This is a genomic window from Paenibacillus sp. Root52, from assembly GCF_001426865.1.
GTDB lineage: Bacteria > Bacillota > Bacilli > Paenibacillales > Paenibacillaceae > Paenibacillus.
In genome coordinates this window covers 1-16167 of record NZ_LMFO01000029.1, presented here as the reverse complement: position 1 = coordinate 16167, position 16167 = coordinate 1, and the positions used below count along the sequence as shown (strand labels likewise).

Annotated in this window: 14 protein-coding genes; 3 read left to right on the top strand and 11 right to left on the bottom strand. The window is 45.2% G+C overall.

Translation table 11 applies throughout. The annotated features are described in order from the left end of the window. Positions 1–81: 81 nt before the first annotated feature. A complete protein-coding gene (locus ASD24_RS21120; RefSeq protein ID WP_056700233.1) occupies positions 82–1119 on the top strand; it encodes a M42 family metallopeptidase in 1038 nt (345 codons plus the stop codon). 176 nt (positions 1120–1295) lie between these two features. Here the strand turns inward: ASD24_RS21120 and ASD24_RS21115 are convergent, their stop codons facing one another. The 4 genes from ASD24_RS21115 to ASD24_RS21100 form a co-directional block, all read right to left on the bottom strand. After that, positions 1296–2237, bottom strand: coding sequence for a hypothetical protein (locus ASD24_RS21115; RefSeq protein ID WP_056700230.1), 942 nt, complete (start codon positions 2235–2237; stop codon positions 1296–1298). Between the two features lie 250 nt (positions 2238–2487). Continuing rightward, positions 2488–4434: an ABC-F family ATP-binding cassette domain-containing protein gene (locus tag ASD24_RS21110; protein ID WP_056700228.1), complete on the bottom strand. Its 1947-nt coding sequence runs from the start codon at positions 4432–4434 to the stop codon at positions 2488–2490. A gap of 54 nt (positions 4435–4488) precedes the next feature. Beyond that, positions 4489–5067 (bottom strand): TetR/AcrR family transcriptional regulator, encoded by a 579-nt coding sequence (locus ASD24_RS21105; protein ID WP_056700222.1) that lies wholly within the window; start codon positions 5065–5067, stop codon positions 4489–4491. A 13-nt stretch (positions 5068–5080) separates the two neighbouring features. Next, a complete protein-coding gene (locus tag ASD24_RS21100) occupies positions 5081–5890 on the bottom strand; it encodes a DUF92 domain-containing protein (RefSeq protein ID WP_056700219.1) in 810 nt (269 codons plus the stop codon). 265 nt (positions 5891–6155) lie between these two features. Here ASD24_RS21100 and ASD24_RS21095 point away from each other — a divergent pair, with 265 nt between their 5' ends. After that, on the top strand, positions 6156–6572 hold the full coding sequence (locus ASD24_RS21095; RefSeq protein ID WP_056700216.1) for a hypothetical protein: 417 nt from the start codon (positions 6156–6158) through the stop codon (positions 6570–6572). Between the two features lie 108 nt (positions 6573–6680). Here the strand turns inward: ASD24_RS21095 and ASD24_RS21090 are convergent, their stop codons facing one another. From ASD24_RS21090 to hemE, 6 genes are all read right to left on the bottom strand, one after another. Further along, positions 6681–7313, bottom strand: a complete 633-nt coding sequence (locus ASD24_RS21090) for a fumarylacetoacetate hydrolase family protein (RefSeq protein WP_056700212.1) — start codon at positions 7311–7313, stop codon at positions 6681–6683. Between the two features lie 103 nt (positions 7314–7416). Continuing rightward, complete coding sequence (locus ASD24_RS21085; RefSeq protein ID WP_056700209.1) at positions 7417–8169, bottom strand: glycerophosphodiester phosphodiesterase; 753 nt, start codon at positions 8167–8169, stop codon at positions 7417–7419. Between the two features lie 80 nt (positions 8170–8249). Next, positions 8250–9662 (bottom strand): CapA family protein, encoded by a 1413-nt coding sequence (locus ASD24_RS21080; RefSeq protein WP_056700207.1) that lies wholly within the window; start codon positions 9660–9662, stop codon positions 8250–8252. A 153-nt stretch (positions 9663–9815) separates the two neighbouring features. Then, positions 9816–11240, bottom strand: coding sequence for a protoporphyrinogen oxidase (gene hemY, locus ASD24_RS21075; RefSeq protein ID WP_056700206.1), 1425 nt, complete (start codon positions 11238–11240; stop codon positions 9816–9818). Then, entirely contained in the window at positions 11240–12190 is a 951-nt protein-coding gene (gene hemH / locus ASD24_RS21070; protein ID WP_056700204.1) for a ferrochelatase, read from the bottom strand. Before hemH ends, hemY begins: the two co-directional genes overlap by 1 nt. Next, a complete protein-coding gene (hemE, locus tag ASD24_RS21065) occupies positions 12183–13247 on the bottom strand; it encodes a uroporphyrinogen decarboxylase (protein ID WP_056700202.1) in 1065 nt (354 codons plus the stop codon). The genes hemH and hemE overlap by 8 nt, the downstream gene beginning before the upstream one ends. A gap of 202 nt (positions 13248–13449) precedes the next feature. On the opposite strand from hemE, the gene ASD24_RS21060 reads away from it, so the two are divergent. Beyond that, a complete protein-coding gene (locus tag ASD24_RS21060; protein WP_082560499.1) occupies positions 13450–14661 on the top strand; it encodes an MFS transporter in 1212 nt (403 codons plus the stop codon). 120 nt (positions 14662–14781) lie between these two features. On the opposite strand, the gene ASD24_RS21055 is transcribed toward ASD24_RS21060, so the two are convergent. Further along, on the bottom strand, positions 14782–15981 hold the full coding sequence (locus tag ASD24_RS21055; RefSeq protein WP_056700198.1) for a cytochrome P450: 1200 nt from the start codon (positions 15979–15981) through the stop codon (positions 14782–14784). Positions 15982–16167 lie beyond the last annotated feature (186 nt).

The window sequence follows — 16167 nt, the reverse complement described above, 5'->3', positions numbered from 1 at the left end:
GTTTCAACACTCCTGCCAGACAGGCTGTATTTGTTATTGCGTTTGTACCATAACAATGATTTTGAAGGGGGAAGTTGTACCATGGCATTTACCATTAATGAATCTTATGTCTTAACTCTGCTAAAAAAATTGCTCGATACACCGAGTCCAAGTGGATATACACACCATATCATCGAGATGATTCGTGAGGAAGCCGAGAAATTAGCCATTCCTTTTGAACTAAACAATAAAGGCGGAGCAATTCTTACACTGGCTGGGCAAGATTCATCCAAAACGATTGGACTTAGCGCACACGTTGACACACTAGGCGCAATGGTTCGCTCAATTACTTCATACGGCACCTTGAAGCTAACGTCTGTTGGCGGTTTCTCCATGCAGAGTATTGAAAATGAATACTGTACAATTCATACTCGGGATGGTAGAAGCTACACAGGTACCATTCTCTCTCTCCACCCCTCAGTACACGTCTATCCGGATGCACGTACCTTCGAGCGAAAAGAAAATCATATGGAAGTCCGAATTGATGAGATCGTTAATTCCAAAGAGGATGTATTGGGACTCGGCATCTGTGTCGGTGACTTCATTTCCTTCGATGCCAGAGCTGTGATTACACCAAGTGGTTATATCAAATCAAGACATCTTGATGATAAAGCCAGCGTTGCTGCCTTGTTTGGCATACTGGAGTCTGCTCACCGCGAGGGATGGAAACCTCTACATAACGTGTCCTTGTTAATCTCCAACTACGAAGAAGTTGGGCACGGGGCATCCTATATTCCTGCTGAGATCAGTGAGATGATCGCTGTAGATATGGGAGCTATGGGTGATGATCTCAGCTGCAAAGAAACCGATGTATCGATCTGTGCCAAGGATTCTTCGGGCCCATACGACTATGAGATGACAAGCCGCTTAATCGAGCTGGCCAAAGAAAGCAAAATGGATTACGCCATCGACATTTATCCGCAGTATGGCTCAGACGGTTCCGCTGCCTTACGTGCCGGCAACAACATTCGAGCTGCACTCATCGGTCCAGGGGTACACGCCTCTCATTCTATGGAGCGCACACATAAAGATGCCGTGCTAAATACCGCGCGACTGCTCACAGCATATATAACAACCTAATAAACTGATAGTCAGGTAATAAGCAATTTTCAATGCAAAAAAAAGCACTTTCCGTTTTCTATCAATATGAAGTTGAATAACCTGCAACTGGTATTTAACGTAAATAGGGTACGTCTTGCACCATAACATAATGGATGCAGACGTACCCTATTTAGATATTTTTATAGATATTAAGCCTAATCGGCAAGCTCAATATGTTGATGATAACGACGCTCCAAGCTCTCCTTGGTTGCCTGATGGGCACGTATTTCATTTTTGAGCACGTGCATAGTACGGCGAATCGTACTTTGTCCCTCCTGCACCTGAGACTCAGCTTTACGAATTTTGTCCTGAACCATCCAATCTACGAAGAGATTATCGAAAAAATAATCAGCGAACGATAACAAACCTCCGAGTTCTAAATCGGCTTTGACCGCCATTTTGACATCATCCAGCTCCTTCTGGAAACGTTTCAGATGTCGTCCAGCTTCATTTATGGCAGATTGTGCATCATCCATCCGGCTACGCTTGATATGAGTGGATATCATCCCGCCACCCATCATATCGTACACTCCCCAGTTCCCAGCTGACTTTAGAGCCTCTGCTGCACGATCCAAAGCGAGCATTAGACGTTTACCTTCTCGTTCCGCCTCTTGTAGCTCCTTCAATTCCCCGATGACATGCTCACGATCCTCTACCATCTGTTGCAGTTCGTGATCTCTCGCTAGCAAACGGTGTTCCTTCTTGCCCCATAGCTGCTTGTAATCACTTTCCCAAAACTGAAGTTCACGTTGTCCATCCAGCTCATGCTGTACCTGCAAACGCTGTTCTTGTATATCCTGTAACATACGGCATGCCGTGTCATACTCAGCTTTGCTCTCCATAAGCTCCAGCTCTTCCTTCTCTAACCGTTCCTGTTTCTTACCAATTAAATTATAGAAAAATGCCGACAATGTCATGCTTTTTAGACGATCTACATCGCTTTGTTCCTTTTCCAGATGCTCCAAACGTCGCTCTACTTTCGCTTTCCATTCGTTCTCTTCCTCATTCAGTTTCGCCAGCCTACTCTTCCACTTCTCGTAAATTCTCCCCTTTTCCTTCAGAATCGCCAATTGTTCATTTATTTCTGTATAACCCATGTGGTACCAGCTCCCTCCTATGGAATTCTTTACTTAATACAACGTAATAAAAGGAGAAACGTTTCATATTTAGTCGTTAATACTTTTAAAGAAATCAAACAAACGCGTAAACTTTTGTTATATAAAAAAACCCTTTTCATCAGCAACATAATGTCGCGTTTGAAAAGAGTCCTAGTTAAAACTAATAGGTTAAATCGATCTTAACTTACATCTTGGCATTGTATCTTGCCATGCTAATCATAAAACAATCTTATGATTTGCTTTTCTCAATTTGCTCTGCAAGTTCATTCAAGTACGTCCAACGTTCCATCAGTTCTTCTAAATGACGCTCAGCCTCTGCCTGTTCTGCCATTAACTCCTGCAGACGGGCAGAGTCACTGAAGGATGCCTCCATATCGGTATTGATTCGTGCCAGATTAGCTTCAGCCTTCTCAATATTCTCATCAATTAGATCATACTCACGTTGTTCCTTGAAGCTGAATTTCAGCTTAGGCTTCGCTGTAGAAGCAGCCGACTTACGTTCATCCGTTGAGGATTTGGAATCGGTACTTGCCGCCGCACTGTTTGTCTGAGAGGACGTAACCGTACTAGATGTCGCATTCTTCAACATCCATTCCGCATACTCACTATAATCGCCCACATGAACCCTTACAGCACCTTCACCTTCAAAGGAGAGAACCTTATCTACCGTACGATCCAAGAAGTACCGATCATGGGATACCACGAAGACAACGCCAGGGAAGTCATCCAGATAATCCTCTAGAACAGCCAAGGTCTGGATATCCAGATCATTCGTCGGCTCATCAAGCAGTAAAACATTAGGTGCAGCCATTAATACACGAAGCAAGTATAGTCTACGCTTCTCCCCACCCGACAACCGAGAGATTGGTGTCCATTGCGCTGTAGGCGTGAAGAGAAAACGTTCTAACATCTGCGATGCGGTAATTAGCGAACCATCTGCCGTTTTCACGTTCTCAGCAACTTCCTTGATGTACTCAATAACCCGCAGCGATTCATCCATCTCCTGATGTTCCTGTGTGAAGTAACCGAGGTTAACAGTTGGCCCCACAGAAACCTCACCTGCGTCCGGTTCTAGCTTGCCGGAAATCATCTGTAACAGCGTCGATTTACCACTACCATTCGGACCAACGACCCCTACTCGATCTCCTGGTACAGCGATGTAACTCAGATCTTCAATCAGTTTACGTCCACCTGCAGATTTGGATAAATGCTCAATCTCCAGTATCTTCTTCCCTAAACGGGTGGAGCCAACAGAAACGTCCATTGAGCCGGAACGGTTCAGCCCTTGTTGATCTTTCAATTGCTCATAGCGATCAATTCTCGCTTTTTGTTTGGTCGTACGAGCTTTAGCACCGCGTCTAATCCAAGCAAGCTCTGTACGCAGCAGATTTTGCCGCTTCTGCTCTGATGCAGACTCACGTTCTTCTCGCTCTGCTTTTAATTCTAGGAAACGGGTATAGTTCGCCTCGTACCGGAATAATCGTCCATGGTCTAGCTCAAGCATGACATTAGCAACACGATCGAGGAAATACCGATCATGCGTAATCATCAAGAGCGCTCCACGACGTTTTTGCAAATATTGCTCCAGCCACACAACAGAGTCATTATCAATATGGTTGGTCGGCTCATCCAGAATAAGCAGTTCACACGGATGAATTAACGCAGAAGCTAGAGCTACCCTTTTACGCTGTCCTCCAGACAATGTGCCCATACGTGCATCAAACTGTCGTATGCCCAGCTTAGATAGAATGCTTTTGGCTTCGCTTTCCATCTGCCAGGTCTGGAGCTGTTCCATCTGTTGATTCAAACGCATCAGACGCTCTTGCAAGGCTGGGTCAGAAGAATTAAGTTCCAATAATTCCATCGTTTCGGTATATTCACGCACTGTCTTCATCTCAGGGCTGTCGCCTTCAAACACTTGTTGCAGTACGGTATTGTCTGGATTGAATTGAGGATTTTGCGCGAGAAATTGAATTCGTACATCGTTCCCGATGGCAATGTGTCCACCATCTGCAGGCTCAATGCCTGATATTACACGTAGGAACGTTGACTTTCCTGTTCCATTCACACCTACGACCCCAATTTTATCTTGATCCCCCATACCAAATGAGGCATCCTTGAACAATATTTTTTCGCCATAGCTTTTTGAAATTTGCTCTACAGTCATTATGTTCATTGTTTGTACCTACTTCTCTGTAAATTGATATTCGATATAAGTTGTTACAGCGTTCTACACTTGAATGAACGAACGGCAGCCATCCAAGAACAGTGCAGCTGCAAAGGAAATGCGTTTGTTCAGATCGTCCTCGTTAAACTCCGGATTAAGCATAATGTCCATTTTCAGCCGATCTAGAATTCCAATATAAGCCTCAGCTAACAGCACAGGCTCAGGTACATTGGCGCTTTTCAGCACCTCACATACCATACTCATATATTCATTCATGAACCCTTTCATAAACTTCATCAGATCAGGGTCATTATTAGGTGCCATAAAAAATAGTTTAGTATGATTACGCCGCTCGTAATAATAAGTTAAATGCGTCTTCGCGATAGCACCAAGCTTGTCACCCGTATTTTCATTGGATTTCAAAGCATAATCAAGCCGGCTAATAAAGCTATTACAATCCCGCTTCGATACGGCAATAAACAATTGTTCCTTGCTTTTAAAGTATAAATAAATCGTGCCCTTTGCAATGCCTGCCTCGTCTGCAATATCAGACATCTTGGTCTCATAAAATCCTTTTGAACCAAAGATACCATAAGCCGCATCCAAAATAGCCTCTGATTTGTCTCCTTGAACAGTACTCAACAGTACTCCCTCCCTACAACGCCAAAATAATCCCCAATACAATAGCCAAACATCCGCCAATGACCGAGCTTAGCACGTTTACCAGATCGTTACTCATCCATGACCATCCACGCGAATGCACTGTTGCATGGCCGCAATGTTCAGCAACCTCGACCTCGCGTCCGCACACCGTACAACGATACATGTGCTGGAGCGTCGCACCTAGATAAGAATCTGCAAATGCGCCTCCAAGCCCACCGACTAGTCCAACCATCATCCAACCGAACAAGCCTAGCCCTTCCAGTCCCGCAATCCAGGAAAAGAAAAACGCACCTAATCCGATTAATGCTCCACCCACAGCAGCAGCCATAGTTCCTAGCCAGGATACCCCTCCCGAAGTACCAGGTGTAAGCACCTTCCATGTCACTACTGAGCGTGGTGGTCTACGACTCAGGCTTCCCCACTCCGTCGCCCATGTATCCGATGTAACGGTAGCCATTACACCGATAAATGCATACATCCAGAATGGATGTGGAGCAATCCAGTTTCCTAGACACAGCACCATGCCTATGCCACCGTTAGCCAGCACTTGACCAGCGTCCCGGTTTCCTGTTTTGGCATACGACTTTTCCAGCTCCTGCTTGCGATCCTTATGATATTTGGAGAGTAGCGTTGAGGTGATGAAAAATAATAGCAGCGTCCCAAACCAGAACAGGTTACCTGCCCCATAATAAATCGTACCCATCAGCACAGCCGCTAGGCTGCCAGATCGAGTAAGTGATTTTTTCCGGTAGGCTGCTCCAGCTACGATTAAAGCGCACACCGCGCCAATGATCCAGTTCATACATTCTCCTGCACATGGTAGCTCACATCGCCCACATGTTCATTTTATTTTTGAAATCTAATTATACCACGGTTTGATCCTAATGCCGAAATACGAACTCACTAGCTAATCACAAGATAAACTCCGCCCGAAATATGGAATTCATTACCACATGTGTTTTATCTCTATTTAAGTTTGACTTCAGGTTCTTCAATTACACTAAATCTAGAACTAGTACATAGCAAGTGAACTTTAATAATTCCAAATTGAAATGAGGATGACCTTTATGAATATGAAACGTGTAATCATTGTTGGTACGATGATTGTAACGATGTCTTTTGCCGGAACGGCTTGGAGTAAGTCCGCAATTACACCGATTCCCCTTGCCAAATGGTCTATTATCAGCATGAACGCAACGGAACAGAGTGAACAGAATGAGGATGCGTTGCTTCATGCGCTTAATCAAACTTCGGACGTCTCACTCATTCGAGATTTGTATGCCGGTAAATCGCTACGAATGATCGCTGAGGCGAACGACGGTGATATCGATGCGGTCATTGAACTACAAGTCGCTGAGCTAAGCAAACAGTTGGATGAGCGACTCGCGAATGGAAGCATTAGCTTGGAACAGCATACTGCACAACAAGCAGAGCTCACCTCGTTAGTGACTGAGAGCGCTAATACCTCATATCTATCCATATAAGTTGCAGAGACAGTAACTAGGCTTAATCAGCTATCATTGGCATATAAAAAAGGAGCGTTTACACGCCCCTCTTGTTACTCATGTTACTCACAAGCAAATGCTCCATGATTAATTAGCTGCCACAATCGTGCACTGGCCTACAGACTCGCCATTCCAAGTGAGTTCAAGAACATCGCCAGCTACAGTTGATCCTACACCCTCAGGTGTACCTGTGAAAATGATATCGCCTTCTCCAAGACCGTAGTGTTGTCCCACGTAGTCCACAATCGTCTGGAGATCGAAGATCATATTACGAATATTGCCGCGCTGAACTTCTTCACCATTTTTGTTCAGCGTAAAATCAGCGTTTTGCAATGAATCTACATCTGTGAAGGCTTGAAACTCCGTGATCGGCGCTGAATTTTTGAATCCCTTGGCTGCAGTCCACGGATGTCCCTTTTTCTTAATCACTGACTGCACATCACGCAATGTAAAATCGATACCAAAAGCATACGCATCAACGAGGTTCACAATAGAAATTCCAGGCTGATAGTTCTGTCCGATTCGAATCACTAATTCGGCTTCATAGTGTACTTCGCCTTGGGTAGAAGGCAATGCAATTGCTTCTCCATTAAGCGGAACCACCGCATGAGAAGGTTTCATAAAGATCATCGGTTCATCCGGTACTGCATTACCCAATTCTTCAGCGTGAAGTTTATAATTGCGTCCTACACAGTATACGTTACGAATATTTGTCAGCATCGGTTGATAACCACCTTTATCAGATTCATTAGCGCAGATGAAGAATGTATTTTGCTTTTTTCATATAAGTACATATTATAATTCACTTCGAAATGATTGCAAATTAGGGTCTGAAAAAATGACGTGCTGTTTCGTGGAACGCCTTCTCCCACACATCAGGACAGTTCGTACATAACATTAGCGAAGGATCGATTGCGGCGAGGCGCTTCATGATCGTTTTGTCGTCCACTGTCCAAGCCATCACCTGAATCTCCTCGTGTTGCATCTCACGCATCAAGGATTTATCCACATTGGTATAACCGATGGACAGGAAGCTGCACTGCAATTGTTTTAATCGAGCTACCAGATCGCCTGGACGAGCATCAATGATCAATCCCGTTTGGAACTCTGGTGCAATCTCTTTAGCTTTAGCTAATGCTTTGGGTTCAAAGGAAGTCAACACCACATCATGTTGCATATGTCTCTGTCTCACTTCATGAATGACGGCGGCTGGAAGATCTGGATACATATCCCCTTGCGTTTTCAGTTCAATATTCAGTCGAACCTTGCCACAACAGCGATCAAGCACCTCGCCAAGGGAAGGGACCCGTTCTCCTACGTAGCTTTTTCCTTTCCATGATCCTGCATCTAACTTCTCTATATCCGACCAATTCGTCTCCCGTACGAGACCCTCTCCGTCTGTTGTTCGATTAAAGGTAAAGTCATGAATGACAACGGGGACACCATCACGTGAACATTGTACGTCCAGTTCGATCCATTGTACTTGGGGTTGTTCCATAGCAAGCTCAAAGGCTGCCATCGTATTCTCTGGTGCAATGGAAGAAAAACCACGATGCGCGACACAGCTATTGTTCAATCTGATCCACTCCTCCACAACGTACTAGCTTCATTCATATACTACTTACCCACTTACATCTTCGATATGTTCAAGACTAATTAACTTGGGGAAGCAACACCGCTGGCATCAAAGCGAACACCTGGTGAAAGTTGAGTCATCTGCTGTAACAGTAGCTTATTAGCTTCACCTAGCATAGGAATGGCCTGACCCAGTGCAGCCTCATAAGGAATTACCTTCATACTGCATTTGGCTTCTGCACTACAGCGAGCTTGAAATACAGCCGTTTTCCATGTTTCCTCTGTGGTTGATTTGGAGAAAATAAAATTACCTGTACTGTATGCGATCCATTTGCCCTTATAGTATTCCATGCCTTGTAACACATGCGGATGACCCCCTATAACAAGGTCTGCTCCTGCATCTACAAATTCATGTGCCAAGCGCGTCTGATCATCATTGGGCGTACTCACTCGCTCTACTCCCCAATGCGCCACAACAATAACGAGATCCGCATTCTTACGTGCATCCTGAATTGCTTTTACCGCGGCAGTGGAATTGTAGGCTTCAGCTACACCAGCTCGATTGCCTTCTGCCTTCCAACTCGCCTCAGGTACGACACGGCTGAAGCCAAGTAATGCAATTTTCATTCCTTTACGCTCCAGATATGTAGGCGCATATGCCTCATCCTGATTCATTCCTGATCCGGTGTGAGCGATTCCATATTCCTTCAGATAACCTAGCGTATCCACTAGACCTTCGACACCCTGATCCAAAATATGATTGTTCGCGAGATTAACCGCATCAAATCCCGCATCTGCCATAGCCGCTAACGCTTTGGGCGAAGATTTGTATACATATGTTTTGTTAGCTGCACCCGTACCACCAGTCGTTACCGGTGTTTCCAGGTTTCCAATTGTCAGGTCATCATCCTTAAAGAGGTTGCCTAACTTCTGAAAGGGATAATCGTATCCATTCTTCTCCAGCAGCTCAGCTACTTTTCCCGAGAACTGTATGTCCCCGACAAAATGAATCGTTACGTCATTAGCTGAATGAACAGGCTCTTGGTTCCCCGGTGCTGCTGCTGAGCTACCGTTCCCTTTAGAGCTGTCTGACTTAGACGGTTTGGCCGGCTGCTTTACGTCCGTTCCAGACGTATCTTTCGAATCCATGTTGGCAGCATCTTCCGTGTTGTCCGACTGGTCATTACTAGTTTCTTCAGCATCTTGGTCATTGGACACAGCCGGCTCCTCTTCCACAGTATCATCCGTCTCAGGGGTTGCCTCAGGTGTCGTTAACGGGTCACCACCTTGAGGTTCTACCTCACCAGAAGATTCTGGAGTGACCGTTGTCACCTCCACCGCACGATCTGCCTGCTCTCTCATTTCAATGGCATAATACAAGCATACAAGTCCGATCATTACTATTAGCAACAAATTAATGACCCAAACGATCCGTTTGCGAGTACGTCTCGTTTTTTTCTTTACTTCACTTCGTTGGGATCTTGGCGGATACATAGGCAACTCCTCTTCTTTACAGCAATCTTAATCATTATACCAGCCATGGTATGGAATGGTATAAAAAAGCTGTCTTTCCTGTAGAAAATCTACGCTCAAGACAGCTCTATATGAGATTGTTCAACAGAGTTTCTTTCGAACATTCAAACTCTGTTAATTTGCAGCAAGTTGCTGTACTGCTAGCATCGACATTTCTTTTGCCTGTCTAATGCAGTCAGGTAATCCCACACCTTCATAACCCGCACCCGCGATATAAACACCAGGCAACTGTTTGCCAAGCTCTTCACGCAATGCGGAGATATGCTCTAAGTGACCTACCGGATATTGAGGCATCGACTTGCGAAGTCGAGTGATCTCAGCAAAAATTGGCGTGGCTTCAATGCCCATTGTCTCTCGTAGATCCTTCATCACCAATTCTGTGAGCGCATCATCCGGAAGCTCCACATTCTGCTCATCTCCGGAACGGCCAACATAACAGCGCAGCAGCACTTTATCATCTGGGCTAGTATGTAGCCACTTCGTTGATGTCCATGTGCAGGCAGTGATGTTGCGGCCTTCCTTACGCGGAACGAGGAAGCCAGAACCATCGAATGCATGCTCTACATCCTTTTTCTCAAAGGCAAGCACAACATTGGCTACAGATACATAATTAATCGCATCAAGTGCCGCCGTATCCACATGGGGTTGCAGTAACGATGATGCTACATACGTAGGCACTGTAATTACAACCTCATCCGCATCAAGACTATGACCATTGTCCAATTGAACCTTATATCTAGCTTCACTTCCAGCCTGAACATCCAGTGATTGTACTGAAGTATTCAGCAGTTGCTCGACATCTTGTAGATCATGCACAAGTGCATGAACAAGACTCTGAAGCCCCTGACGGAAATTAAGAAAAGCACTTTTTTTCGTGCCTGTGTGAGTTTCTGCAGGTTTGCGACCTGTCATCATGCCTCGAATTAGGCTGCCATAATCTCTCTCAACTTCTCCGAATTGAGGAAAGGTAGCTTGTAGACTTAGTCGGCGCATATCCCCTGCATAAATGCCCGCTAGTAACGGTTCAGTTAGATTCTCAAGCACTTCCGTACCTAGGCGTCGTTCAATCATATAGCCTAATGACTCATCTTCTGTTGTACGTTTTGGAGGAATGAAGAAATCCATTAACGCACGCATTTTGCCTGCGGGGGATACCAGACCACTCCGCAGAAAAGGTCTAAGCTCCGTTGGAATACCTAGAACGAGTCCTGCTGGCATAGGATGAAGCTTGCCACGCTGCATAATGTATGTTTTCTTGGACTCCGGATTCTGACTCACAAGTTCGTGGTCAATCTCAAGTTCCTTAGCCAGATCAATCATCGCTGTTTTGCGAGCTAGGAACGAATCCGGTCCCTTTTCAACAACAAATCCGTCACGGTGAAGGGTCTCAATCATACCACCCATGGAGGAGCTTTTCTCCACCAGAGTAATTATGGGTTCAAACCCTGCTTCCCGATAATGCTTCCGTATATAGAATGCCGCGCTGAGGCCGGTTAGTCCGCCGCCTACAACGACGACACGCCGTTTCTTATCTTCCATTACACATCCGTTCCTTGCTGCCACTGGCTTAGAATGACGTCACTGAGCGTCTCCATGTAGAGTGGATCACTGTTCAGAGAATCTGTACGCATAAGACGCATATCGATCTCTTTAGCAATCGCTTTGGCCTCAATATCCAGATCATACAGGACTTCCAGGTGATCCGATACGAAACCGATTGGAGCGACTAACACATCCTCTATCTGCTCACGGGAAAGCTCCTGAAGTGTATCCAAAATATCAGGACCAAGCCACGGCTCGGCTGTACGCCCCGCACTCTGCCATGTAAATTGCCAGTTGGTGATACCCAATCGAGAAGCAATAACCTCAGAGGTTTCCAGTAGCTGTTGTGGGTATGGGTCACCGATATCTACAATTCGTGCCGGCAAGCTATGTGCGCTGAACAATACACGAACATCCCCACGTTTGGCTCCTGCTTCTTCAAACATATCTAACTTCGCACTTACGCGTGTAGACAGAGCCTGAATCAGCTTCGGATGCAGATGATAGCTCTCGATAAAGGACATCTGAATGCCCATTTCTTCGGCCTTCTCGCGTGCGCGCTTAATATAACTGCCTACACTCATCGTGGAATAATGGGGAGCAAGTACAATCCCGATGGCGGACTGGATTCCGTCTTTTGCCATCTGCTCCACACCGTCTTCAATGAAAGGATAAGCATGTTTGAGCCCCTGATAACATTTGAATTCTACGTCACTCGCACGCTCATCCTTGTTCAATGTTTCTTGCAACGCTCGAACTTGATTATCGGTGTTTTCCCGAAGGGGGAACACGCCTCCAACAATCGCTTCATAGCGATCACTAAGTTCCTTCAATTGCTCCGGCTCAGGTGCGCGACCTCTTCGAATATGGGTGTAATATGCCTCAATGCTCTCCATATTTTCAGGTGTGCCATACGACATCACCAGTACGCCTACAGTATTAGTCATTAGTTATAGTCACCTCACTCTTCAATGCTTCAGATGAATACTCATGTATATATGCTGTCAACTCTCTTAATTTATCAAGAGATGCTTCCGGAAATAGTCCATGTCCCAGATTGAATATATAGCCAGGCTCTTGGATACCTTGATCAATGATTACTTTTGCCTGTTGTTTAAGTAACTCCATCGGTGCAGTCAGCACATACGGGTCCAGATTACCCTGCACGGCAAATTTACCACCTAGTCTTTTGCGACCTTCGGAAATAGATACTCTCCAGTCCAATCCGATAACATCAGCTTGCAGATCTACCAGAGTTGGCAGCAGTTCGCCTGAAGCTACACCAGGGAAATAAATTTTCGGTACATTCAAATCGGACAATTCGGTAAAGATACGAGTAATCGTAGGCAACACAAAGGTTCTAAAATCATTTGGTGAAAGCGCACCTACCCAGCTATCAAACAACTGAAATGCCTTACCACCGTTGGCAATGTGTGCACGGACATATGTAATCACCATATCGCCTAATTTTTGCATCAATTGATGCCACATTTGCGGCTCACTATACATCATCGTTTTGGTTCGAATGTATCCTTTTGAAGGTCGACCTTCAATCAGGTAACTAGCAATCGTGAACGGTGCACCAGCAAACGTAATAAGTGGCACATCTAGTTCTTTATCCAAAATTCGAATGGTTTCTAATATATGTGACAGATCACCTTCAACGTCAATGGGACGCAAACGCTCCACATCAGCCGCTGTCCGAATCGGATTATCAATGACCGGTCCAATGTTTTTGACAATATCAAAATCAATGCCGAGCGAAGCAACCGGATTCATAATATCTGAATACAAAATAGCCGCATCTACGCCCAACTTACGGACGGGCATGAGGGTTACTTCAGCCGCGAGCTCGGGCCGCTGGCAAATTTCGAGCAAAGAATACTTTTCTTTAATTTTGCGATATTCAGGGTCGTAACGTCCAGCCTGCCGCATGTACCATACCGGAACACGGTCGACTTGTTGTTTGAAACTCGCCCGAATCAGACGATCATTATAGCTCATGTAAGAAGCCTCCAATAGTTTTTGGACTCATAATTACCATTATGCCCTTTTTGAAGTTCCGTAACAACCTCATACAGATGTGTTCCAATGACAATACTATGACATTCGTTACACCCCTCGCCCATATGCCAATTGTGTTATAATAGTAAGATGGTGTTTTTCGAGAATTACAGAAAAAGCTTTGAAAGGAAGTGAAAGCACTTTGAAAACATGGAAAGTTAATCTCATTGTGCTTTGGTTTGGACAATTTCTGGTCAACTCTGGTATGACCATGATTACCCCATTTCTGTCCCTTTACCTCGCAAGGGATCTGGGCGTGGTGGGCGAGCATGAAATTGGCATCTGGGCGGGATTCATTTTTGCAGCCAATTTCCTCACGTCCTTTTTGTTCCAACCCTTATGGGGCAAGTTATCCGATAAATATGGGCGCAAAATTATGCTGCTGCGCTCGGGGTTCGGGATGGCAATCGTTATTGCGTTGATGGGTCTTGCACAAAACCCTTGGCAATTGCTCTTATTACGCCTTCTGAACGGTACAATCTCAGGCTTCAACCCTGCCGCAGTCTCACTCATTTCGGGAACTACGCCCAAAGATCGTATGGGATTCGCGATGGGAATCAGTCAATCAGGACAAGTTGCCGGCACAATCTTAGGTCCACTCATGGGCGGTTTGTTAGCTGATGCTGTAGGATTTCGACCTATATTCTATATTACAGGTGGATTAATCTTCGCTGCTTCTATGCTTGCTATGTTCCTTGTAAGAGAGAAGTTTGATCGCCAAGAAGCAGCCAAGCTACCTGAACAATCCGTGTTGTCCGGTTTGAAGGAACTGAACAAATCACCACAATTACCTGTACTCTTCGCCGTAACGTTTCTGCTACAGTTTGCCATGATTAGCCCAATGACCTTATTGCCGCTATATGTGCAGGAGCTTCATGCTTCAACTGTAAATGTTGCGTTCTGGGCAGGACTAGTAGGGGCAGTTACCGGTATGTCCAATATGGTGATGTCACCATTCCTAGGGAAGCTAAGTGACCGAATTGGGGCACACAAGGTGCTTACATTTTCTCTCATTGGGACTGGCCTTATGTTAATTCCCCAAGCCTTTGTTCAGAGCGTGTGGCAGCTCATCTTAGTTCGGTTTGCAATGGGGGTATTTATGGGCGGTTTGTTGCCAAGTGTGAATGCCCTTATACGTTCGTACACGCCAGATGGAATGATCAGCCGTGCTTTCAGTTTCAATACAAGTACGCTTGCGCTCGGGAACATGCTAGGTGCAATTATCGGTGGTTTCATGGCCGGGTTTATCGGGATTGAGGGTTTGTTCATCGTTTCTGGTGGATTGTTACTTCTCAATATGGTCTGGGTTCGGTTCAAATTGTACAAAAGACCTGTCCGTATTGAAGAAACCTGAACATAATATAAGTTTGGCAAAACAAATTAGCATCGCCATTTGCAGTGTTCGCATGTAAGCATAACATGCAGCAAAAAGCCGCTTCAGCGCCATTTCAGGCCTGAGAGCGGCTTTCTTTTGTTATGGTCTTTCGTGAAATTGAATCGGATATTCCTTCACACCAAAGACAAAAGCGCTTTGAATTGGCTCTAATGGCGTTTTAGGGACTAACTGGATCTGTTCCATACGCTGGAGCAGCGTGTGCAATACAACTCTCGCTTCCAAACGAGCCAGTGGTGCACCCAGACAGAAATGAATGCCAAATCCAAATCCCATATGTCGGTTCGGCTTACGATCGGATACGAATTGATCTGCATCTTCAAACTGTGCACCGTCACGATTGGCAGCTCCAACCCAGGATATAACCTGTTCACCCGCCTTAATCGTTACATCTCTTAGTTCCACCGTCTCCCTCGCAACACGACCAATTGCCACGATCGGCGGATAATAACGCAGTGTCTCTTCTACGGCACTCGCGACCCGATCCGGATGCTCACGCAATTCATCTTGTAATTCGGATTGTTCAGAGAGGATACGCACTGCGTTTGCGATTAGGTTGGTGGTTGTCTCATTCCCCGCGGCAAGCAAGAGAATACAGAAATTGACCACTTCTTCCTCCGTTAACTTCTGACCCTCAATCTTTGCAGCGAGTAACAAGGAGATCAGGTCGTCCTGTGGCTCTAAACGGCGCTGTTCCATAATGTCTGTGAAATAGGCATATAACTCCCGCATGTTCTGCTGCTTCTCTTTGGCCAACTCCTGAAAGGCTTCTTCACTGTCATCGCGTGCGCCTTTCACAAGCACATCAGACCAATGCTTGAATTCACGACGATCTGAAGCCGGAACCCCAATCAGTTCAGCAATGACGATGACGGGCAGTGGTGTTGCAAGATCATCAATCAGATTCATCTTTCCTATCGATAGGTGCGGAGCCAGCAGCTCATCTGTGATTTCCTGAATCCGTGGCGCAAGAGCCTCTATAGCCTTCGGGGTAAAAGCTTGATTGACCAGATCACGAAGCTGTTTATGTTTTGGAGGATCTGTCGTTAACATACTGGAACTCGCGCGGTTACGCTCAGAAGAAAACAGCTTTGGATTTTTCAATACATACTGTACATCTTCATATTGAAATACATCCCAGCATTCACGATGCTCATCATATCGGACTGGAGTGTTCTCACGAAGCTCTGCATACACCTGAAAGGGAGATAATTGCTGCTCCTTGCTGTACAATTCTCGAATAGGAATATAATTGGCATATTTTCGAGGCGCTTGTTTCATCGTGCTTCCTCCAATCAATTATATATATTTATTTACATATAAGTTCGTATTCATTATATACGCAACTGGATGGATATTCCAACTAAATCAACGTAAATAAGCCTCTTGGCCCATCTTCTGCGTCTAACTACCTTAATTTTGTCGAAAGGTTATTATGTAATATTTAATAACACATAAATATCATAT

Coding starts and splice junctions, on each gene's coding strand:
- ASD24_RS21120 (WP_056700233.1), top strand. CDS start 82: ATGGCATTTACCATTAATGAATCTTATGTCTTAACTCTGCTAAAAAAA.
- ASD24_RS21115 (WP_056700230.1), bottom strand. CDS start 2,237: ATGGGTTATACAGAAATAAATGAACAATTGGCGATTCTGAAGGAAAAG.
- ASD24_RS21110 (WP_056700228.1), bottom strand. CDS start 4,434: ATGAACATAATGACTGTAGAGCAAATTTCAAAAAGCTATGGCGAAAAA.
- ASD24_RS21100 (WP_056700219.1), bottom strand. CDS start 5,890: ATGAACTGGATCATTGGCGCGGTGTGCGCTTTAATCGTAGCTGGAGCA.
- ASD24_RS21095 (WP_056700216.1), top strand. CDS start 6,156: ATGAATATGAAACGTGTAATCATTGTTGGTACGATGATTGTAACGATG.
- ASD24_RS21090 (WP_056700212.1), bottom strand. CDS start 7,313: ATGCTGACAAATATTCGTAACGTATACTGTGTAGGACGCAATTATAAA.
- ASD24_RS21080 (WP_056700207.1), bottom strand. CDS start 9,662: ATGTATCCGCCAAGATCCCAACGAAGTGAAGTAAAGAAAAAAACGAGA.
- hemY (WP_056700206.1), bottom strand. CDS start 11,240: ATGGAAGATAAGAAACGGCGTGTCGTCGTTGTAGGCGGCGGACTAACC.
- hemH (WP_056700204.1), bottom strand. CDS start 12,190: ATGACTAATACTGTAGGCGTACTGGTGATGTCGTATGGCACACCTGAA.
- hemE (WP_056700202.1), bottom strand. CDS start 13,247: ATGAGCTATAATGATCGTCTGATTCGGGCGAGTTTCAAACAACAAGTC.
- ASD24_RS21055 (WP_056700198.1), bottom strand. CDS start 15,981: ATGAAACAAGCGCCTCGAAAATATGCCAATTATATTCCTATTCGAGAA.